20 protein-coding genes and 1 pseudogene are annotated in these 21,030 nt (G+C 71.5%); 18 read left to right on the forward strand and 3 right to left on the reverse strand.

Features of this window, described 5'->3' with window-relative positions; translation table 11 throughout:
* Positions 1-30 precede the first annotated feature (30 nt).
* Positions 31-945 (forward strand): GNAT family N-acetyltransferase, encoded by a 915-nt coding sequence (locus A4R43_RS04750; RefSeq protein ID WP_113691174.1) that lies wholly within the window; start codon positions 31-33, stop codon positions 943-945.
* Between the two features lie 85 nt (positions 946-1,030).
* Positions 1,031-2,566 carry a glycoside hydrolase family protein gene (locus tag A4R43_RS04755; protein WP_236808775.1) on the forward strand — a complete coding sequence of 512 codons (1,536 nt, stop codon included), beginning with the start codon at positions 1,031-1,033 and terminating at the stop codon, positions 2,564-2,566.
* Here A4R43_RS04755 and A4R43_RS04760 read toward each other — a convergent pair.
* Positions 2,539-3,039, reverse strand: coding sequence for a B-4DMT family transporter (locus tag A4R43_RS04760; RefSeq protein WP_113691176.1), 501 nt, complete (start codon positions 3,037-3,039; stop codon positions 2,539-2,541). The genes A4R43_RS04755 and A4R43_RS04760 overlap by 28 nt on opposite strands.
* 27 nt (positions 3,040-3,066) lie before the next feature.
* On the opposite strand from A4R43_RS04760, the gene A4R43_RS04765 reads away from it, so the two are divergent.
* From A4R43_RS04765 to nusB, 3 genes are read left to right on the forward strand one after another with little or no spacing between them, the layout of a single operon-like run.
* Positions 3,067-4,164, forward strand: coding sequence for a M24 family metallopeptidase (locus A4R43_RS04765; protein WP_113691177.1), 1,098 nt, complete (start codon positions 3,067-3,069; stop codon positions 4,162-4,164).
* Positions 4,165-4,204: 40 nt separating this feature from the next.
* Positions 4,205-4,768, forward strand: coding sequence for an elongation factor P (efp, locus tag A4R43_RS04770; protein WP_113691178.1), 564 nt, complete (start codon positions 4,205-4,207; stop codon positions 4,766-4,768).
* Positions 4,765-5,217, forward strand: a complete 453-nt coding sequence (gene nusB, locus A4R43_RS04775) for a transcription antitermination factor NusB (protein WP_113691179.1) — start codon at positions 4,765-4,767, stop codon at positions 5,215-5,217. Before efp ends, nusB begins: the two co-directional genes overlap by 4 nt.
* 141 nt (positions 5,218-5,358) lie before the next feature.
* Here nusB and bldD read toward each other — a convergent pair whose 3' ends face one another.
* The gene (gene bldD, locus A4R43_RS04780; protein ID WP_003096372.1) at positions 5,359-5,847 is read right to left on the reverse strand and encodes a transcriptional regulator BldD; all 489 of its coding nucleotides are present in this window, start codon (positions 5,845-5,847) and stop codon (positions 5,359-5,361) included.
* 258 nt (positions 5,848-6,105) lie between these two features.
* On the opposite strand from bldD, the gene pyrR reads away from it, so the two are divergent.
* The 13 genes and pseudogenes from pyrR (at position 6,106) to A4R43_RS04845 (ending at position 20,826) form a co-directional block, all read left to right on the forward strand.
* Positions 6,106-6,723 carry a bifunctional pyr operon transcriptional regulator/uracil phosphoribosyltransferase PyrR gene (gene pyrR, locus A4R43_RS04785; RefSeq protein WP_113691180.1) on the forward strand — a complete coding sequence of 206 codons (618 nt, stop codon included), beginning with the start codon at positions 6,106-6,108 and terminating at the stop codon, positions 6,721-6,723.
* Complete coding sequence (locus tag A4R43_RS04790) at positions 6,720-7,658, forward strand: aspartate carbamoyltransferase catalytic subunit (RefSeq protein WP_113691181.1); 939 nt, start codon at positions 6,720-6,722, stop codon at positions 7,656-7,658. Before pyrR ends, A4R43_RS04790 begins: the two co-directional genes overlap by 4 nt.
* A complete protein-coding gene (locus tag A4R43_RS04795; protein WP_113691182.1) occupies positions 7,655-8,947 on the forward strand; it encodes a dihydroorotase in 1,293 nt (430 codons plus the stop codon). Before A4R43_RS04790 ends, A4R43_RS04795 begins: the two co-directional genes overlap by 4 nt.
* Positions 8,947-9,459: a PH-like domain-containing protein gene (locus tag A4R43_RS04800; protein WP_113691183.1), complete on the forward strand. Its 513-nt coding sequence runs from the start codon at positions 8,947-8,949 to the stop codon at positions 9,457-9,459. The genes A4R43_RS04795 and A4R43_RS04800 overlap by 1 nt, the downstream gene beginning before the upstream one ends.
* Complete coding sequence (carA, locus tag A4R43_RS04805; protein ID WP_113691184.1) at positions 9,456-10,580, forward strand: glutamine-hydrolyzing carbamoyl-phosphate synthase small subunit; 1,125 nt, start codon at positions 9,456-9,458, stop codon at positions 10,578-10,580. The genes A4R43_RS04800 and carA overlap by 4 nt, the downstream gene beginning before the upstream one ends.
* Positions 10,580-13,894 carry a carbamoyl-phosphate synthase large subunit gene (gene carB, locus A4R43_RS04810; RefSeq protein ID WP_113691185.1) on the forward strand — a complete coding sequence of 1,105 codons (3,315 nt, stop codon included), beginning with the start codon at positions 10,580-10,582 and terminating at the stop codon, positions 13,892-13,894. The genes carA and carB overlap by 1 nt, the downstream gene beginning before the upstream one ends.
* The gene (gene pyrF, locus A4R43_RS04815; RefSeq protein WP_113691186.1) at positions 13,891-14,718 is read left to right on the forward strand and encodes an orotidine-5'-phosphate decarboxylase; all 828 of its coding nucleotides are present in this window, start codon (positions 13,891-13,893) and stop codon (positions 14,716-14,718) included. The genes carB and pyrF overlap by 4 nt, the downstream gene beginning before the upstream one ends.
* A 181-nt stretch (positions 14,719-14,899) precedes the next feature.
* On the forward strand, positions 14,900-15,217 hold the full coding sequence (mihF, locus tag A4R43_RS04820) for an integration host factor, actinobacterial type (RefSeq protein WP_113691187.1): 318 nt from the start codon (positions 14,900-14,902) through the stop codon (positions 15,215-15,217).
* Positions 15,214-15,815, forward strand: a pseudogene (gene gmk / locus A4R43_RS04825) (guanylate kinase). The gene mihF and the pseudogene gmk overlap by 4 nt, the downstream one beginning before the upstream one ends.
* Before the next feature lie 27 nt (positions 15,816-15,842).
* Positions 15,843-16,121 carry a DNA-directed RNA polymerase subunit omega gene (gene rpoZ / locus A4R43_RS04830; RefSeq protein ID WP_370469022.1) on the forward strand — a complete coding sequence of 93 codons (279 nt, stop codon included), beginning with the start codon at positions 15,843-15,845 and terminating at the stop codon, positions 16,119-16,121.
* Positions 16,118-17,362, forward strand: a complete 1,245-nt coding sequence (gene coaBC / locus A4R43_RS04835) for a bifunctional phosphopantothenoylcysteine decarboxylase/phosphopantothenate--cysteine ligase CoaBC (RefSeq protein WP_113691189.1) — start codon at positions 16,118-16,120, stop codon at positions 17,360-17,362. The genes rpoZ and coaBC overlap by 4 nt, the downstream gene beginning before the upstream one ends.
* 63 nt (positions 17,363-17,425) lie before the next feature.
* Positions 17,426-18,628 carry a methionine adenosyltransferase gene (gene metK / locus A4R43_RS04840; protein WP_162788319.1) on the forward strand — a complete coding sequence of 401 codons (1,203 nt, stop codon included), beginning with the start codon at positions 17,426-17,428 and terminating at the stop codon, positions 18,626-18,628.
* Between the two features lie 71 nt (positions 18,629-18,699).
* Entirely contained in the window at positions 18,700-20,826 is a 2,127-nt protein-coding gene (locus tag A4R43_RS04845; RefSeq protein WP_113691190.1) for a primosomal protein N', read from the forward strand.
* On the opposite strand, the gene A4R43_RS44430 is transcribed toward A4R43_RS04845, so the two are convergent.
* Positions 20,823-20,948 (reverse strand): hypothetical protein, encoded by a 126-nt coding sequence (locus A4R43_RS44430; RefSeq protein ID WP_257791790.1) that lies wholly within the window; start codon positions 20,946-20,948, stop codon positions 20,823-20,825. The genes A4R43_RS04845 and A4R43_RS44430 overlap by 4 nt on opposite strands.
* Positions 20,949-21,030: the final 82 nt, after the last annotated feature.

Consider the following 21,030-nt stretch of genomic DNA (forward strand, 5'->3'; position numbering starts at 1 on the left):
CTGCACCGCGGGACGAAGGCTGGGGGATGCATGGTTCCGGTGCTGACCACCGAGCGGCTCACGTTGCGCGGGTTGACCCGTGATGACACCGACGCCGTGCTGCGGGTCTTCGCCGATCCGGAGATGAGCCGGTTCTTCGAGGCCGACCTGTCGGACCCGGTGCAGTGCCGCCGGATGATCGAGCGCCGGCTCGCTTACGACGGCCCGCCGGAACTCGGGCACTGGGTGATCGAGCGCGACGGCGAGGTGATCGGCCTCGCGCACCTGCGGCCATCCTGGGAACTACCGGGGAACGTGGTCGAGATCGGCTACTTCCTCGAACCCGCGCACGGCGGCAGCGGCCTGGCCACGGAGGCGGCCGCGCGGCTGCTGGACTACGGGCTCGCCGAACTCGGCGTGCCCGCGGTCTGGGCGCTGATCCGGGAGTCCAATGTGTCCAGTGTGAAACTGGCGCAGCGACTGGGCTTCCTCGACGTCGGCAGCGGGATGCACTACGGCGCCGAGCACCGCGTCCACGTGAAGTTGCCGGACCTGCACGGCAGGACGCACCACATCGAACTGTGGGTACCCGACCTCGCCGAAGCGGAGGCCAGTTTCGGCTGGTTGCTCGGTGAGCTGGGCTGGCGCGAGTTCCAGCGCTGGCCGGACGGAGTGAGCTGGAAGCTGGGCGCCACCTACCTCGTGGTCGAGCAGTCGCCCGCGTTGACCGCGCGGGAACACCGGCGCCGCGATCCCGGGCTGAACCACCTGGCGCTGCACGTTTCCACCCGGCAGCAGGTCGACCAGCTGGCCGACCAAGCGGGCGCGCACGGCTGGAAACCGCTGTTCGCGGACCGGTACCCGCATGCGGGCGGTGACCAGCACTACGCGGCCTACCTGGAAAACGCTCACGGATTCGAAGTGGAACTTGTCGCCACACCACCAGGTGTGCACTCGAACGGGTGAACCTCTCCGTACACTGAGTCGTAGTAACTTCCGTGTCGCGTGCCCCGCCGTCGACACGTTCGTGTCCACCGGCTCGGGAGCAGGATTGACGTTCCGCAGGTCCCCGCGCGTGCGCGGCACGCTCACCTGGCTGCTGGGTGCCGCCCTGGTCGCGGGGTGCACGCCCAGCCGGGCGCAGCCGCAGGCCGAAGGCGCCGGCCAGGGACCGGTGATCGGCGGGGAGGCGCCGCCGCCGGCCAGCCCCGTGCCGCCGCCGGTGATCCCGCCTGGTGCGTCGCCCTCGGTGGACGCCGGGCGGCAGTCGGCTGGCGTGGTCGCGGCCGGCGGGATCGGGGCGCCCTACAACTACGGCCCCGCCGTCATGCAGGACGGCGACCGCGTGCGGATGTGGTGGTGCAGCCAGTACCCCGCCGCGCGCCCGCCGGGCGACGACATCCTGCACGCCGAGTCGGCCGGCATCGCCGGGCCGTTCACCGGACCGGGTGGCGGGCCCGCGCAGGCGGTGCTGTCAGGCAACCCGGGCGCGTTCGACGGGGTGCACACGTGCGACCCCTCGGTGCTCAAGGTCGACGGGGTCTACTACCTCTACTACACCGGCGCCGCGGGCGACCACGCGCTCGGCAACTCCATCGGCATGGCCACCAGCCCCGACGGCATCAACTGGACCAGGGCCAACGGCGGCAACCCGATCCTCAACCCGGCCCGCGACACCGCCCGCGAGAACACCTACGGGGCCGGTCAGCCCGCCGTGGTTTTCCTCGACGGCTGGTTCTACCTCATGTTCACCGACACGACCGGCCGCGCCGCCGGCTGGAACGGGGCGGGCCAGTTCATCGTGCGCTCGAAGGACCCCGGCTTCGCGACCGGCGTGGAGGCGCTGGGGGAGCGCGGCTTCGAGCCGGTGCCGAATACGCAGGCACCCCGCACGCGCTCCCTGGTGGACGCCTTCAGCGCCGATCTGATGTGGATCGAGGCCCTCGAATCCTTCGGCGTCGCGCACGAGACGGAGGACGGCACCACGGTCACCTTCCTCGACCGCAACTTCAGCCTGCGGCCCTACCCGCCGGTGCTGGTGCCCGGCCCGTGGAAGGAAGGCCCCGGCCTGTTGCGCCAGCCGGACGGGCACGCCCCGATCTCGGTGGACGACCCCTGCGGCCGGGTACCGCTGGACGTGGTGCGCGCGACGATGATCGGTGAAGCGGGCGCGCCGACGCACCTCAAGCACTTCGGCATCGACCTGCACGGGATCGACGGCTGCGGCGACGTGAACCGGATGCTCACCGTGCTCGACGGCTTCGCGATGCCGTCCCCGGTGCGCACGATGGACCTGGTCGCGGGCGGCAGTGTCGTGCGGGTCGACCGCCGCACGGTGGCCGACCGGCTCGCGGTCCGGCTGCTCGACCAGCGCATTCCCGGCATGGAACGGGTGCCGGTCGCCGCACACCTGGCCACCGGGGTGCCCGCCGTGCAGGCGCCGACCGGCGGCGTCGGGCTGCTGCTCAACGACGGCAAGCTGTGGGCGGTCCGCCCGCCCGGCGTGGCCGAGTTGAACGGGTCCGCCGTCACGCCGATCACCGACGAGCAGTGGAACGGCTATCCGGCGGGCTTGGCCTTGGGCTGATCGGGCTTCGACGGCCGGGGCCGCGGCGGCCGGGAAGGTCTCGGCGGTCGTGGCGGCTCATCGGGGTCGTCGGTCGTGTCAGCGCGACGGCCGATCCGCTCGCCGGCGAACAGGCCGAGCCAGGCCGGCACCAGGATGAGCAGCGCGGTGAACGCGGCACCGCCGGTCAGTGCGTCGGGCAGCGCCTCGAGTCCCGTGCGGTCGACGAACATCGCGCGTCCCGCCACGTCGAGCACGCCCGACACCGGGCCCGCTACCAGCGCGGCGATGAACCAGGTGCGGCCCCGGTCCCGCATGCCGCGCCACGCGTCGAGCGCGGCCCACGTCGCCGAGGCGCCGACCAGCAGCGCGATGATGCCGACGGTGAGCGTGTCCAGCTCGGTCGGCCGGAACACCGCGGCCTTCGCCCGCAGCACCGCCGCGACCGCGTGCAGCACCGCGAGAACCAGTGCGCGCGTAACCCAGCCTGCCATCCGAACACTGTGTCATAAACTGACCCGGTGCCTGAAACCCACGCCGCTCGCCGCACCGCCCTCCGGTCCCTGATCCGGGAGAGCGGTCTCGACGCGCTCCTGGTCACCGACCTGCTGAACATCCGCTACCTCACCGGGTTCACCGGGTCGAACGCGGCGCTGCTCGTGCACGCCGAGGCCGAGGACCGCACGCTGTTCTGCACCGACGGCCGGTACACCACGCAGTCCGAGGTCCAGGTGCCCGACCTCCAGCGCGTGCTCGACCGCGCCAGCGCCGCCGCGCTCGCCCGGCACGCCGCGGCCAACGCCGCCGACTACGGCCGCACCGGGTTCGAGAGCCAGCACGTCAGCGTCGAACAGTACGAAACGACCAGGAAGATCGCCGAGGGCATCGAGCTGCGCCGCGCGCCGAACCTGGTCGAACGGCTGCGACTGGTCAAGGACCAGGCCGAGATCGAGGCGCTGCGCATGGCCTGCGCCGCCGCCGACCGCGCGCTGAGCGGCCTGATCGAGCACGGTGACCTGCGCGTCGGCCGCACCGAGCGCGAGGTCGCCCGCGCGCTGGAGAACCGCATGCTCGACCACGGGTCGTCCGGCGCCTCCTTCGAGTCGATCGTGGCCGCGGGCCCGAACTCGGCCATCCCGCACCACCGGCCCACCGACCGGCCGCTGGCCAAGGGCGACTTCGTCAAGCTGGACTTCGGCGCGATCATCGACGGCTACCACTCCGACATGACCCGTACCCTGGTACTGGGTGAGCCCGCCGACTGGCAGCGCGAGCTGTACGAGCTGGTGCACCGCGCGCAGGCCGCCGGGCTGGCCGCGGTGCTGCCGGGTGCCGAGGTCTCCGCGGTGGACAAGGCCGCGCGCGAGGTGATCGAGCGAGCCGGGCACGGCGAGCGGTTCTCGCACGGTCTCGGCCACGGCGTCGGCCTGCAGGTGCACGAGGCACCCAGCCTGGCCACCACGGGTGTCGGTACACTGTCCGCCGGTATGGCGGTCACCGTCGAGCCTGGCGTGTACCTCGCCGGCCGCGGTGGCGTGCGCATCGAGGACACGCTGATCGTCCGTGACGGCACGGGGGAGGTCCTCACCCTGAGCACCAAGGAACTCGTGGTCGTCTAACCGCGGCCCGCTTCGAGCAGACACAGGAGATCCCAGACCCGTGGCCACCACCAACGACCTGAAGAACGGCATGGTCCTCAACCTCGACGGACAGCTGTGGTCGGTCGTGAACTTCCAGCACGTCAAGCCGGGCAAGGGCGGCGCGTTCGTGCGCACCACGCTCAAGCACGTCCTGAGCGGCAAGGTCGTGGACAAGACGTTCAACGCCGGCACCAAGGTCGAGACCGCGACGGTGGACCGCCGCACGATGACGTACCTCTACAACGACGGCACCGACTTCGTGTTCATGGACGGCGACACCTACGACCAGATCAACGTGGCGCGCGAGATCGTCGGGGACGGGGCGAACTACCTGCTGGAGAACACCGAGGTCCAGGTCGCCATCCACGAGAGCACCCCGCTCTACGTCGAGCTGCCCACCTCGGTCGAGCTGGTGGTCCAGCACACCGACCCCGGCCTGCAGGGCGACCGGTCCACCGGCGGCACCAAGCCGGCCACCCTGGAGACCGGCGCCGAGATCCAGGTGCCGCTGTTCCTGACCACGGGTGAGAAGGTCAAGGTCGACACCCGCGACGGTCGCTACCTCGGCCGGGTTTCGAGTTGAGTTCAACCGGTTCGCCCAAGCGCGGTGGCCCGATCGGCCGCCGGGCTTCGCGCAAGCGCGCGGTGGAGATGCTGTACGAGGCCGCGCAGCGCGACTCCGACGCGGTGACCCTGCTGGCCGGTCGTGTGGGTTCAACCGACGTCGACCCGATCAGCGACTACACCGTCTCCCTGGTCGAGGGGGTCACCACGCGGCGCGAGCAGATCGACGAGCTGCTCGCCGAGCACGCGCAGGGCTGGTCGCTGGACCGGATGCCGCCGGTCGACCTGGCGGTACTGCGGGTCGGGGTCTACGAGCTGCTGTGGGCGGCCGACGTGCCGGACCCGGTGGCGATCGACGAGGCGGTCGGCATCGCCAAGGAGTTGTCCACGGACGACTCGCCACGCTTCGTCAACGGCGTGCTCGGCCGGATCGGCACGATCGCCGACCGCCTGCGCGCGGTGCTGTAGGCACGACGCGGCAGGCAGGGCGCGGTAGAGACGACGCGGTAGGGAAGACCCAGACATACCGAAGGGGCCTCCGGCGAACCCTGGTTCGTTCCGAAGGCCCCTTCGGCCTGTTCTCGGTGCGGCCCGGCGGGCCCGCACGGCTCAGTCCTCTTTGGACGGCCGAGCTTCGGGCGGCAGCACTCCCCAGTCGATCAGCTGCTCCGTCAGCTCCCCGGGCGTCATGTCGTAGATGATCGCCAGCGAGCGCAGGTCCTCGGTGCGGATCGAGAGCACCTTGCCGTTGTAGTCGCCGCGCTGGCTCTGGATGGTCGCGGCGTACCGCGCGAGCGGCCCGACCTTCTCGGCGGGCAGCTGCTGGAGCCGCTCCAGGTTGATCACGATCTTCGTGGCCGGCTCCGCCCCAGACGGAACGCGGCCCTCTGGCAGCAGCTCGACCACCGGCACCCCGTAGAAGTCCGCCAGCTCGGCGAGCTTCTGCACGGTCACGGCCCGGTCGCCGCGCTCGTACGAACCCACGACGACCGCCTTCCAGCGTCCGCCGGACTTCTGCTCGACCCCGTGCAGGGACAGGCCCTGCTGCTGGCGGATCCCGCGGAGCTTGGCCCCGAGCGCCTTGGCGTAATCGCCCATCTGGTGGTTCTCCGTTTCGTCGTCCCCGCCCGGCCGAACGACCGGAGGGGCACTTCTTGAGTCGAATACTCAGAGTAATGGTTACGCGTTGTCGTCACCAGGTCAAGCAGATCATTGCGCGGGGGTGGTGGGAACCGGGCACACCACCCGTAAGGCTGAGTGGCCGATCCTGTTACCCTGGGCTCGATTTCCGCCAACTACCTGGGAAATCGACGTCCTTTAACGACCCGTCCAGTGAGGCGGGGAAGGAGGTCCACCGTGACATCGCGTCCGCGCGGTGTGACGGATCCGGCCGGTGAGCACGAGCTCCTCTCGGCCGGAGACGTCGCACGCACCATCGCTCGAATGGCCCATCAGGTCATCGAGAAGACCGCACTCGGTGCGGGCCACTCGGCCCCACCCGTGTTGCTGGGCATACCCACCCGTGGCACCCCGCTCGCCGCCAGGCTGGCCGCCAGGGTGACCGAGTTCTCCGGGGTCGACGTGCCGATCGGCGCGCTCGACGTCACCCTCTACCGCGACGACCTCCGCCGCCGCCCGACCCGCCCGCTGGAGCAGACGCAGCTCCCCGGCACCGGGATCGACGACCGGGTGGTGGTGCTCGTCGACGACGTGCTGTTCTCCGGGCGCACCATCCGCGCCGCGCTCGACGCCCTGCGCGACCACGGCCGCCCGCGCGCGGTCCAGCTGGCGGTACTGGTCGACCGCGGCCACCGCGAGCTGCCGATCCGCGCCGACTACGTGGGCAAGAACGTGCCCACCTCCCGCGCCGAGGACGTCGCCGTGCTGTTGTCCGAAGTGGACGGGCGCGACGCGGTCCTGCTGCGCGGCGGACCCAGCGCACCGGATGCGCCGGCCGAGGAAGGGAAATCGTGAAGCACCTGCTCGCCACCGACGGGCTGGATCCGGAGCTGGCGACGTCCATCCTGGACACCGCCGACGAGCTCAAGCGCACGCTGCTCGGACGCGAAGTCCGCAAGCTGCCCACGCTGCGCGGCCGCACCGTGATCACCCTGTTCTACGAGAACTCCACCCGCACCCGCGTCTCCTTCGAGATCGCCGGGAAGTGGATGAGCGCCGATGTGGTGAACGTCTCGGCGGGCGGTTCCTCGGTGGGCAAGGGGGAGTCGCTGCGAGACACCGCGCTGACCCTGTCCGCCGCCGGGGCCGACTGCGTGATCATCCGCCACCCCGCCTCCGGCGCCGCGCACCGGCTGGCCGGCTGGCTCGGCGAGACCGGCACGAAGGTGGTCAACGCGGGTGACGGCACGCACGAGCACCCGACGCAGGCACTGCTCGACGCGGCCACCCTGCGGGACCGGCTCGGCTCGCTGGACGGTCGCCGCGTCGCCATCGTGGGTGACGTCGTGCACAGCCGGGTCGCCCGGTCCAACGTGCACCTGCTCGCCGCGCTCGGCGCCGAGGTGGTGCTCGTCGCACCACCCACTCTGCTGCCGGTCGGCGTGGAAAGCTGGCCGGTGACGGTGTCGCACCAGTTGGACGCGGAACTGCCGGCGGCTGACGCGGTGATGATGCTGCGTGTGCAGGCCGAGCGCATGCACGGCGGGTTTTTTCCCTCGGCGCGCGAGTACTCGATCGCCTACGGGCTGAACGAGAAGCGGCTCGCGCTGCTCGCCGACCACGCGGTCGTCCTGCACCCGGGGCCGATGCTGCGCGGGATGGAGATCGCCTCGGCGGTCGCCGACTCGCCGGCCTCGGCGATCACCGAGCAGGTGCGCAACGGGGTCCACGTCCGCATGGCTGTGCTGTACCACCTGCTCGCGGGTGAAGAAGAAGGAGTCGCCGCATGACCACCGAGATCCTGCTCAAGGGCGTCCGGCCCTACGGCGAAGGCGACCCGGTGGACGTGCTGATCGCCGACGGCGAGATCGCCGGGATCGGTTCACCCAGTGCGACCGATGACGCCGAGGTGGTCGAAGCCGCAGGTCAGGTGCTGCTGCCAGGCTTCGTCGACCTGCACACCCACCTGCGTGAACCGGGCCGCGAGGACACCGAGACCATCGCGACCGGCTCGGCCGCCGCGGCGCTCGGCGGGTACACCGCGGTCTTCGCCATGGCCAACACCGACCCGGTCGCCGACAACGCGGTCGTGGTCGAGCACGTGTGGCGCCTCGGCCAGGCCGCCGGGCTGGTCGATGTGCACCCGGTCGGCGCGGTCACCGTCGGCCTCGGCGGTGAGAAGCTCGCCGAGCTGGGCACGATGGCCGCCTCCGCCGCCGGGGTGCGCGTGTTCTCCGACGACGGCAAGTGCGTGCACGACCCGCTGCTGATGCGCCGCGCGCTGGAGTACTCGATAGCGCTCGATGCGGTGATCGCGCAGCACGCCGAGGAACCGCGACTCACCGTCGGCGCGCAGGCCCACGAAGGTGAGCAGGCCGCCCGGCTCGGTTACGCGGGCTGGCCCGCGTCCGCCGAGGAGTCGATCGTGGCGCGCGACTGCCTGCTCGCCCGGCACGCCGGCGCCCGGCTGCACATCTGCCACGTGTCCACGGCGGGCACCGCCGACGTGCTGGCCTGGGCGAAGGAGCGCGGCACCCGGGTCAGCGCCGAGGTCACCCCGCACCACCTGCTGCTCACCGACGAGCGGTTGAGCGGGTACGACCCGGTGAACAAGGTGAACCCGCCACTGCGCACCGGCGCCGACACCGAGCGGCTGCGCCGCGCGCTGGCCGACGGGGTGATCGACTGCGTCGCCACCGACCACGCGCCGCACGCCGTGCAGGACAAGGACTGCGAATGGGCCGCGGCCAAGCCCGGCATGCTCGGGCTGCAGACCGCGCTGTCCATCGTGACCGAGACCATGGTCCGCTCCGGTCTGCTGGACTGGCGCGGCGTGGCCAGGGTGATGAGCGAGCGCCCCGCCGAGATCGCCGGGCTGCCCGACCAGGGCCGCCCGATCGCGGTGGGCGAGCCGGCGAACCTGACCCTGGTCGACCCGGACGCCGAGTGGACCGTGCGCGGCGCCGAGCTGGCGAGCATCGCGGCGAACACCCCGTACGAGGGGATGCGGCTGCCGGGTGCGGTGACCGCGACCCTGCTCCGCGGGCGGTTCACCGTGCGAGAAGGGAAACTGGCCTGATGGAGCGTTTTCTGCTGACCTTGGCGGTCGCCGCCTTCTTCGCGCTGTGCGTCTACGGCATGTGGCTGGGCTGGCGCCGCAAGGCGCGCTCCCAGAGCGCCCGCATCGCGCCGTTCCCGGAGGTACCGGTCGAACCAGGTGAACCGCTGCTGGTCACCGACGGCCTGTACGTGAGCACCACGATCGCCGGGCGCTGGCAGGAGCGCGTCGTCACCCGCGGCGCCGGGGTGCGCGGGTACGCGACGTTGCGCCTGTACGACACGGGCGTGGAGATCGACCGGGGCCGCGCGCCCGGGTTCTGGATCCCGCGCGCCTCGATCACCGGGGTCCGCACGGACAAGGGCATGGCCGGGAAGGTGATGGGCACCGACAGCCTGCTGGTGCTCACCTGGCGCCACGGCGACGAAGAACTGGACACCGGGTTCCGCGGGGACGACCTCGACGTCTACCCCCGCTGGCTCGGCGAGCTTGGCAAGAACGGTACGGAGATCAAGGGAAGTGCCCAATCATGACGAGTAGCCGGACACCCGCCGCGCTGGTACTGGAGGACGGCCGCGTCTTCCGGGGCACCGCATACGGGGCGCAGGGGCGCACCCTCGGGGAAGCCGTCTTCTGCACCGGGATGACCGGATACCAGGAGACGCTGACCGACCCCTCCTATCACCGCCAGATCGTCGTGCAGACCGCACCGCAGATCGGCAACACCGGGTGGAACGACGAGGACGACGAGTCGGCCCGCATCTGGGTCTCGGGATACGTGGTCCGCGACCCGGCCCGCACCCCGTCCAACTGGCGAGCCACCCGCACGCTCGACGACGCGCTCGCCGAGCAGGGTGTGGTCGGCATCTCCGGCGTGGACACCCGCACGCTGACCCGTCACCTGCGTGAGCAGGGCGCGATGCGCTCCGGGGTGTTCTCCGGCGACGCGCTCGGCAGCGACGACGAGATGCTCGGCGAGGTGCTGGCCAGCCCGCCGATGAAGGGCGCCGACCTGGCGGGCGAGGTCACCACGGCCGAGCCGTACGTGGTACCCGCGGTCGGCGAGCGCCGCTTCCGCGTCGCCGCGCTGGACCTGGGCATCAAGTCGAACACGCCGCGCCAGATGACCGCGCGCGGCATCGAGGTGCACGTGCTGCCGTCGTCCAGCTCGCTCGACCAGCTGCTCGCGGTCGAGCCGGACGGGATCTTCCTGTCCAACGGGCCGGGCGACCCGGCGACCACCGAGCACGCCACCGCGCTGACCCGCGCGGTGCTCGAGCGCCGCATCCCGCTGTTCGGCATCTGCTTCGGCAACCAGATCCTCGGCCGCGCGCTGGGGCTGGGCACCTACAAGATGCGCTACGGGCACCGGGGCATCAACATCCCGGTGATCGACGTGGCCACCGGCAAGGTCGCCATCACCGCGCAGAACCACGGCTTCGCCCTCGAGGGCGAGCCCGGCCAGCGGTTCGACTCGCCCTTCGGCGCCGCGACGATCAGCCACTACTGCCCGAACGACAACACGGTGGAGGGCGTGCGCGCCGAGGACGTTCCCGCGTTCTCCGTGCAGTACCACCCCGAAGCCGCCGCCGGCCCGCACGACGCGGCCCCCCTCTTCGACGAGTTCGTCAGCCTGATGGAGACAGCCAAGTAATGCCGAAACGCACAGACATCGAGCACGTGCTCGTCATCGGCTCCGGCCCGATCGTGATCGGGCAGGCCGCCGAGTTCGACTACTCGGGCACGCAGGCCTGCCGCGTGCTGCGCGACGAGGGCCTGCGGGTCAGCCTGGTGAACTCGAACCCGGCCACGATCATGACCGACCCCGAGTTCGCCGACGCCACCTACATCGAGCCGGTCACCCCCGACTTCGTCGAGAAGGTCATCGCCGCCGAGCGCCCGCAGGCGCTGCTGGCCACCCTCGGCGGGCAGACCGCGCTGAACTGCGCGGTCGCGCTGCACGAACGCGGCGTGCTGGAGAAGTACGGCGTCGAGCTGATCGGCGCCGACATCGACGCCATCCAGCGCGGCGAGGACCGCCAGAAGTTCAAGGACATCGTGCGCCAGATCGGCGGCGAGGTGCCCCGCAGCGCGGTGTGCCACTCGATGGACGAGGTCCGCGCGACCGTGGAGAAGCTCGGGCTGCCGGTGGTCATCCGGCCGTCGTTCACCATGGGCGGCCTCGGCTCCGGCATGGCGCACACGCACGAGGACCTCGAGCGCATGGCCTCGGTCGGGCTGGAGGAAAGCCCGGTCACCGAGGTGCTCATCGAGGAGAGCGTGCTCGGCTGGAAGGAGTACGAGCTCGAGCTGATGCGCGACCGCCAGGACAACGTGGTGGTCGTCTGCTCGATCGAGAACGTGGACGCGATGGGCGTGCACACCGGCGACTCGGTCACCGTGGCGCCCGCGATGACCCTGACCGACCGCGAGTACCAGCACATGCGCGACGTCGGCATCGACGTGCTGCGCGCGGTCGGCGTGGACACCGGCGGCTGCAACATCCAGTTCGCGATCAACCCGCGCGACGGCCGCATGGTGGTCATCGAGATGAACCCGCGCGTGTCGCGGTCGAGCGCGCTGGCCTCGAAGGCCACCGGCTTCCCGATCGCCAAGATCGCCGCGAAGCTGGCCATCGGCTACACCCTCGACGAGATCCGCAACGACATCACCGGCGAGACCCCGGCCTCGTTCGAGCCCACGCTCGACTACGTGGTGGTGAAGGTGCCGCGGTTCGCCTTCGAGAAGTTCCCCGGCGCGGACCCGACGCTGACCACCACGATGAAGAGCGTCGGCGAGGCCATGTCGATGGGCCGCAGCTTCCCCGAGGCGCTCGGGAAGGCGTTGCGCTCGATCGACACCAAGGCGGCCGGTTTCTGGACCGTGCCCGATCCCGAGGGCGCCACGCTCGAGTCCACATTGGAGTCGCTGCGCAACCCGCACGACGGCCGCCTGTACGCGGTCGAGCGGGCGCTGCGGCTCGGCGCCACCGTCCAGCAGGTGCACGAGGCCAGCGGGATCGACCCGTGGTTCATCGACCAGATCGCGCTGATCGGCGAGGTGGGCCAGGAGATCGCGCAGGCACCGGTGCTCGACGGCGAACTGCTGCGCCGCGGCAAGCGCACCGGGCTGTCCGACCGCCAGATCGCCGCACTGCGCCCGGAACTGGCCGGCGAGGACGGGGTGCGGGCGCTGCGGCACCGCCTCGGCGTGCGCCCGGTGTTCAAGACGGTCGACACCTGCGCCGCCGAGTTCGCCGCGAAAACGCCGTACCACTACTCGGCCTACGAGACCGATCCCGCCGCGGAGTCGGAAGTGGCGCCGCAGCGGGAAAAGCAGAAGGTGCTCATCCTCGGCTCCGGGCCGAACCGGATCGGGCAGGGCATCGAGTTCGACTACTCGTGCGTGCACGCCGCGCTCGCACTGCGCGAGGCCGGGTTCGAGGCGGTGATGGTCAACTGCAACCCGGAAACCGTGTCCACCGACTACGACACCTCCGACCGGCTGTACTTCGAGCCGCTGTCCTTTGAGGACGTTCTCGAGGTGGTGCACGCCGAGCGCGAGTCCGGCACGGTGGCCGGGGTGATCGTGCAGCTGGGCGGGCAGACCCCGCTCGGGCTCGCGCGCCGCCTCGCCGCGGCGGGCGTGCCGGTGGTCGGCACCTCGCCCGAGGCGATCCACCTGGCCGAGGACCGCGGTGCCTTCGGTGAGGTGCTGCGTGCCGCCGGTCTCCCGGCGCCGCGCTACGGCACGGCGACCTCGTTCGAGGGCGCGAAGCGGATCGCCGACGAGATCGGCTACCCGGTGCTGGTGCGCCCGTCGTACGTGCTCGGCGGGCGCGGCATGGAGATCGTCTACGACGAGCCGTCGCTGGCCGGGTACATCCAGCGCGCCACCGAGGTCACCCCGGAGCACCCGGTGCTGGTGGACCGCTTCCTCGACGACTCCATCGAGATCGACGTGGACGCCCTGTTCGACGGCGAGGAGCTCTACCTCGGCGGTGTGATGGAGCACATCGAGGAAGCCGGCATCCACTCCGGCGACTCCTCGTGCGCGCTGCCGCCGATCACGCTGGGCCGCACCGACCTGGACACCGTCCGCCGTTCCACCGAGGCGATCGCGCGCGGCGTCGGCGTGCGCGGCCTGCTGAACGTGCAGTACGCGCTCAAGGACGACGTGCTCTACGTGCTGGAGGCGAACCCGCGTGCCTCGCGCACGGTGCCGTTCGTGTCCAAGGCGACGGCGGTGCCGCTGGCGAAGGCGGCTTCGCTGATCATGACCGGCTCCACGATCAAGGAGCTGCGCGCGTCCGGTGTGCTGCCGGCCGAGGGTGACGGCGGCGACCTGCCCGCCGACTCCCCGGTGTCGGTCAAGGAGGCCGTGCTGCCCTTCCACCGCTTCCGCACCCCCGAGGGCCACGGCGTGGATTCCTTGCTGGGCCCCGAAATGAAGTCCACCGGCGAGGTGATGGGCGTGGACGTCTCGTTCGGCAAGGCCTTCGCCAAGTCGCAGAGCGGCGCCTACGGCTCGCTGCCCACCTCCGGGCGGGTGTTCGTCTCGGTGGCCAACCGCGACAAGCGCTCGCTGGTCTTCCCGGTCAAGCGCCTCGCCGATCTCGGCTTCGAGATCCTGGCCACCTCCGGCACCGCGGAAGTGCTGCGCCGCAACGGAATCCAGTGCTCGGTGCTGCGCAAGCACTTCGAGGGCAGCACCGAAGGCGAGCCGAACGTGGTCGAGGTGATCCTCGGCGGCGGGGTGGACATGGTGATCAACACCCCGTACGGCAACAGCGGCCCCCGCGTGGACGGCTACGAGATCCGCACCGCCGCCGTGTCGCGCGACATCCCTTGCATCACCACGATTCAGGGCGCTGCCGCGGCCGTACACGGCATCGAGGCGCTCATCCGGGGTGATATCGGGGTGCGCTCGCTCCAAGAGCTCCAGGCGGCTCTCCGGGCCTCGAAATGATCATGGAACGGTTCGGGGCCAGGCTGAGCAAGGCGATCGCGGCCCGTGGCTCGCTGTGCGCCGGGGTGGACCCCCACCCCGGCCTGCTGCGGGCGTGGGACCTGCCGGAGGACGCCACCGGGCTGGAGCGCTTCGCGCTGACCGCCACCGAGGCGATCGCCGAGCACGTGGCGATCCTCAAGCCGCAGTCGGCGTTCTTCGAGACCTACGGCTCGAAGGGCATCGCGGTGCTGGAGCGGGTCGTCGAGCTGGCCCGCGAGGCCGGTGCGCTGGTGCTGCTCGACGTCAAGCGCGGGGACATCGGCTCGACCATGGCCGCCTACACGGCGGCCTACCTGGCCGACGGGGCGCCGCTGGCGGCCGACGCCATCACCGTGTCGCCCTACCTCGGTTTCGGCTCGCTGGAAGCCGCGTTGACGGCCGCCGAAACCAGCGGGCGCGGGGTTTTTGTGCTCGCGCGCACGTCCAACCCGGAGAGCGCGGGGCTGCAGGGCACGGTGACCGCGGCGGGCCGCACGGTGGCCCAGGAAATCGTGGACGCGGTGGCCGAGCGGAACGCGGGAACCGCGCCACTGGGCGACATCGGCGTGGTGGCCGGGGCCACCATCGGCCGCGGGGAACTGGACCTGAATAGGCTGAACGGCCCAATCCTGGCGCCCGGTTTCGGCGCCCAGGGGGCCACCGCGGCGGATTTACGTGCTCTTTTCGGGGCGGGTTCACCGGCGGTCCTGGCGGCTTCCTCACGCGACATCCTGCGGCACGGGCCGTCGCCGTCCGCCCTGCGTGAGGCCGTGTTCCGGGTCCGGGATTCGTTGCGGGACTGAACGTTCCGTGCTTGCCGCACGTGGTTCACGCGGGGTGGTGAACTCGCCCGAACAGGCGTGCGGCACGCCGATACCACCACCCGCATCCCCAGGTGGAGGCCCACCCCCGCATTGTGGCAGGTATGGCAGGTGGGTACCGTCCCGAGGACGGCCGAATTATTGAGTAATACCGGAGGAAATCGTGGCACTTCCCCAGCTGACCGAGGAACAGCGTGCTGAGGCGCTGAAGAAGGCCGCTGCTGCCCGTCGCGCCCGCGCCGAGCTCAAGGAGCGGCTGAAGCGGGGTGGCACCACGCTGGTCGACGTGCTCAAGCAGGCGGACGAGGACGAGGTTCTCGGCAAGATGAAGGTGTCCGCTCTGCTGGAGGCCCTGCCCGGCGTTGGCAAGGTCCGCGCGCAGCAGACCATGGAGCGGCTCGAAATCGCGCCGAGCCGTCGCCTGCGTGGACTCGGCGACCGGCAGCGCAAGGCGCTGCTCGCCGAGTTCAGCGGCGAGTGAGCGGCGCGGAACACGGCGGCACCACAGCTGAGGGTGGGCCGGTGACGGGGAACCGGCACCGGCTCACCGTCGTATCCGGGCCGTCCGGGGTCGGCAAGTCCAGTGTCGTCACCGAGCTGCGCAAGCTGGACCCGGAGATCTTCTTCAGCGTCTCGGTGACCACCCGCCGCCCGCGCCCCGGCGAGGTGGACGGCGAGCACTACCACTTCATCGACCGGCCCGCGTTCGACGCCATGGTGGCCAAGGGCGAACTGCTCGAACACGCCGAGTTCACCGGCAACTGCTACGGCACCCCGCGCGCGCCGGTGGAGAAGGCGCTGGCCGACGGCAAGCAGGCGATACTGGAGATCGAGCTGCAGGGCGCGCGCCAGGTGCGCGCCGCGATGCCGGAGGCCAGGCTGGTCATGCTGGTCCCGCCGTCCTGGGGGTGCTGGTGGGCAGGCTGACCGGCCGCGGCACCGAAGCCGACGAGGCGGTCCGGGCCAGGCTGGCCGAAGCGGAGCGTGAGCTCGCGGCCGCCGGCGAGTTCGACGCGACCGTGGTCAACGCCGACGTGAAGACCGCCGCGGCGGAGTTGTTAAGCTTGATGACGAGCTAGCTTGTTTTCCACAACCGTTCAGGAGTACTGCGCGTGACCATCACCCTGGGTGCACAGCACGAGGAACTCGAAGGCATCACCAATCCGCCGATCGACGACCTGCTCGAGAAGGTCAGTTCGAAGTACGCGCTGGTGATCTACTCGGCCAAGCGCGCCCGCCAGATCAACGACTACTACGCGCAGCTCGGTGAGGGCCTGCTGGAGTACGTCGGCCCGCTCGTCGAGCCGGGTCCCCGTGAGAAGCCGCTGTCGATCGCGCTGCGCGAGATCCACGCCGGCCTGCTCGAGCACACCGAAGGCGAATGAGCCAGGCCCCCGGGCGCAAGCCCAGGGTCGTTCTCGGCGTCGGCGGCGGCATCGCCGCCTACAAGGCCTGCGAGGTGCTGCGTGGGCTGACCGAGTCCGGGCACGACGTGCGCGTGGTGCCCACCGACGCCGCGCTGAACTTCGTCGGCGCGGCCACCTTCGAGGCGCTGTCCGGTCATCCCGTGCACACCGGGGTGTTCAGCGACGTGCCCAGCGTGCAGCACGTGCGCATCGGCCACGAGGCGGACCTGGTGCTGGTGGTGCCCGCCACCGCGGACCTGCTGGCCAGGGCCGCCCACGGGCGCGCTGACGACCTGCTCACCGGCACGCTGCTGATGGCGCGCTGCCCGGTGGCGTTCTTCCCGGCCATGCACACCGAGATGTGGCAGCACCCGGCCACCAGGGACAACGTCGCACTGCTGCGCTCGCGCGGCCTGGTGGTCACCGAGCCGGATTCGGGCCGGTTGACCGGGGTGGACAGCGGGCCGGGCAGGCTCGCCGACCCCCGCGAGATCGTCGACCTGGCGAAACTGCTGCTCGCCGCCCCGGACGCGCTGCCGCGCGACCTGGAGGGCCTGCGGGTCGTGGTCTCCGCCGGTGGCACCCGTGAGCCGCTCGACCCGGTCCGGTACCTGGGCAACCGCTCGTCCGGCAAGCAGGGTTACGCGCTGGCACGGGTGGCGGCCCAGCGTGGCGCCGACGTCACCCTCGTCGCCGCGCACACCGTGGACCTGCCCGGTCCAGCGGGTGCGACCGTCCGGCACGTCTCCACCGCCGAGCAGCTCGCCGAAGCCGTGCGCGCGGAAGCCGAGCGCGCCGACGTGGTGGTGATGGCCGCCGCGGTGGCCGATTTCCGGCCCGCGTCGCGTGCGGAGCACAAAATCAAGAAAACCGACGACGGTGGCGCGCCGACGGTCGACCTGGTGCGCAATCCGGACATTCTGGCCGGATTGGTGGAAAACCGGCGGCCGGACCAGATCGTGGTCGGATTCGCCGCCGAAACCGGCGACGCCGGTGGTGACGTGCTGCACCACGCGCGGGCCAAGCTCAAGCGCAAGGGCGCCGACCTGCTGGTGGTCAACGCGGTCGGCGAGGGCAAGGCGTTCGAGGTCGAGGACAACTCGGGCTGGCTGCTCGGCGCCGACGGAACCGAGGTTCCTATCCCGTTCGGCGCGAAGGCGCAACTGGCCGCCGCAGTGTGGGACGCGGTCGCGAGCTTGCGCAAGACTCAAGGTGGTTGAGCACCGTCAGCCAGTACTCTGATGGGTGACCAGGGGACCCTAAGAAAGGGAAGTGACGAGATCGTGAGTGCGTCGAACCGCAGGCTGTTCACTTCCGAGTCGGTGACCGAGGGGCATCCGGACAAGATCTGCGATGCGATCAGCGACTCGATCCTGGACGCCCTGCTGAGCAAGGACCCGCGCAGCCGGGTGGCAGTGGAGACCCTGATCACCACCGGCCAGGTGCACGTCGCCGGCGAGGTGACCACCGAGGCCTACGCGGACATCCCGACCATCGTCCGCGACGTCATCCTCCGGATCGGGTACGACTCGTCGGCCAAGGGCTTCGACGGCAACTCGTGCGGGGTGAACGTCGCGATCGGCGCGCAGTCCCCGGACATCGCCCAGGGCGTGGACACCGCGTACGAGTCGCGCCTGGAGAACGCGCTGGACGAGATCGACCGCCAGGGCGCCGGCGACCAGGGCCTGATGTTCGGCTACGCCTGCTCGGACACGCCTGAGCTGATGCCGCTGCCGATCGCGCTGGCGCACCGGCTGTCGCAGCGGCTGACCGGGGTCCGCAACAACGGCGTGCTGCCGTACCTGCGCCCGGACGGCAAGACCCAGGTGACCATCGAGTACGCCGGTGACCAGCCGGTGCGCCTGGACACCGTGGTCGTATCCACCCAGCACGCCGACGGCATCGACCTGGACAAGATGCTCGGGGTCGACGTCAAGGAGCACGTGGTCGCGCCGGAACTGGCCGAGCTGGAGCTGGACACCGCGGACGTGCGGCTGCTGGTCAACCCGACCGGGCGTTTTGTCATCGGCGGCCCGATGGGTGACGCCGGGCTGACCGGCCGCAAGATCATCGTGGACACCTACGGCGGCATGGCCCGTCACGGTGGTGGCGCGTTCTCCGGCAAGGACCCGTCCAAGGTGGACCGCTCGGCGGCCTACGCGATGCGGTGGGTGGCCAAGAACGTGGTGGCCGCGGGGCTGGCTTCGCGGGTCGAGGTGCAGGTGGCCTACGCGATCGGCAAGGCGTCCCCGGTCGGCCTGTTCGTGGAGACCTTCGGCACCGAGACGGTGGACCCGACGAAGATACAGGCCGCCATCCGCGAGGTGTTCGACCTGCGCCCGGCCGCGATCATCCGCGACCTGGACCTGCTGCGCCCGATCTACGCGCCGACCGCGGCGTACGGGCACTTCGGCCGCCCGGAGCTCGGGCTGCCGTGGGAGAGCACCCAGCGCGCCGCCGACCTGCGATCGATCGCCGGCGCCTGAGCACACACGTTCCGCTGCAAGCCCTCGGCCCCGATCGGGGCCGGGGGCTTTCTTCTGGTAGAGATCACGACGTGAACGGCGCGACCCCGCTGTGGGACCTCCCCGAGCCGCCCGCCGCCCGGAAGCCGGAGGGGACCGGCGCGGCGGGGGCGAAGCGTGCCGCGCCGAAGTCGAAGGCGGCCGCCGCGAAGGCAGCGGCGGCGCAGCGCCGGGGCGCGCAGAATCCGGCGCCGAGCGAGCCGGTCGCACGGGTGGTCGTGGACGTGCCGCTCGCGCACCTGGACCGCACGTTCGACTACCAGGTGCCGGAGAAGTTCCACGAAACCGCGGTGCCGGGCTGCCGCGTCCGCGTGCGGTTCGCCGGGCAGCTGGTCGACGGCTTTCTCCTGGAGCGCGCCGACACCACCGAGCACGTGGGCAAGCTGAGCTTTCTCGACCGGGTCACCTCCAGTGAACCGGTGCTCGGCCCGGAACTGGCCGCGCTGGGGCGCGCGGTGGCGCAGCGGTACGGCGGCACGCTCATCGACGTGCTGCGCCTGGCGATCCCGCCGCGCCACGCGAAGGCCGAGGGCGAGCCGCCGCGCGAGGTCGCGCCGGTGCCGGAGGCACCCGGTTCAACTGGTTGGACACGGTATCCGTCGGGTGGTTCATTCCTCGAAGCGCTGGGCGCCGGCCGTCGGGCGCACGCGGTGTGGCAGGCGTTGCCGGGGGAGGACTGGCCGCGCCGTCTCGCCGAAGCGGCGGCCACCGTGGCGGCCGCGGGCCGGGGGGCGGTGCTGGTCGTGCCGGATCAACGCGACCTCAAGCGCCTGCACCAGGCGTGCGCCGAGCTGGTCGGCGAGGAGGCGGTGGTCGCGCTGACCGCCGAGAGCGGTCCCGCCGAGCGGTACCGCCGCTGGCTGGCGGTGTCGCGCGGGGCGGTCCGGGTGGTCGTCGGCACGCGGGCCACCATGTTCGCCCCGGTGCACGACCCCGGCCTGTTCGTGGTCTGGGACGACGGGGACGACCTGCACGCCGACCCGCACATGCCGTATCCGCAGGTCCGCGACGTGCTCATGGTGCGGGCACACGCCAGCAACGCGTCGCTCCTGGTCGCCGGGTTCAACCGGACGGCCGAGGCGCAGCTGCTCGTCGAGACCGGCTGGGCGCATCCGATCGTGGCGAGCCGGGACGACCTGCGTGCGCGGGCGCCACGCGTCACGCCGGTGGGGGAGGACTTCGACGTCGCGCGGGACGAGGCGGCGAAGGCCGCGCGCCTGCCGTCCGTTGCCTTCGAAGCGGCACGCCAGGGCTTGGCGGCAGGCGCGCCGGTCCTGGTCCAGGTGCCGCGACGGGGATACGTACCTGCGCTGGCCTGCGGGCAGTGCCGCACCCCGGCGCGCTGCCGCCGCTGCGCGGGGCCGTTGGTCCTGCCAGGTGGACACGACCAGGGCGCGCCGCGTGCGCCGCACTGCCGGTGGTGCGGGGTGCCGGAGGCGGGATTCCGCTGCCCGGCGTGCGGTTCGGCGCGGCTGCGGGCGGTGGTGATCGGGGCGAAGCGCACGGCCGAGGAGATGGGCCGCGCGTTCCCGGGGGTGCCGGTGCGCACTTCCGGCGCGTCGGAGGTGCTGGCGGAGGTGCCCGCGCGGCCTGCGCTGGTGATCGCGACGCCCGGCGCGGAGCCGATCGCCGAGGGCGGTTACGGCGCCGCGCTGCTGCTGGACGGCTGGGCGTTGTTGGGCAGGCAGGACCTGCGCGCGGCGGAGGAAACGCTGCGTCGCTGGATGGCCGCAGCCGCGCTGGTGCGACCGGGACCGGAGGGCGGGCGCGTGATCGTCGGCGCCGAGGCGGGGCTGACGCCGGTGCAGGCGCTGGTGCGCTGGGACCCGGCGTGGCACGCGAGTGTCGAACTGGGTGAACGCCGCGAGCTGGGGTTCCCGCCGGCGGTGCGGATGGCCAGTGTCGAGGGCAGCCCGGAGACCGTCGCCGCCTACCTCGACGAGACGCGGTTGCCGGACAGTGTCGAACTGCTCGGACCGGTGCCGATCGGCGAAATCGACGACGAAGGCCGTTCGGAACGCGAGCGCATGCTGCTCCGGGTGCCGCGGGAAGACGGCCGCGCCCTCGCGGCGGCGCTCGCCAGCGGACAGGCGGTGCGCAGCGCACGCAAGGAAGCGGAAGCGCTGCGGGTGCAACTCGACCCGCTGGAGCTGATTTAGCCGAGGTCGACGGCCTGGTGAGGCCAGTCCAACCGGCGGCCTGGCCGGGCCAGCTCGACCGGCGGCCTGGCCGGGGCCAGCTCAAGCGTGGCTTCGTTGGTGTCCAGGTCGAGCCACGTCAATCGGCGCCCTGGTCGAACCGTTCAATCAGTGACCCGGTCGGGCCAGCTCAATCGGCGGTCTGGTCGAGCTGGCTCAACCGGG

The sequence above is a fragment of the Amycolatopsis albispora genome (assembly GCF_003312875.1).
In the GTDB taxonomy this organism is placed as follows: Bacteria; Actinomycetota; Actinomycetes; order Mycobacteriales; family Pseudonocardiaceae; genus Amycolatopsis; species Amycolatopsis albispora.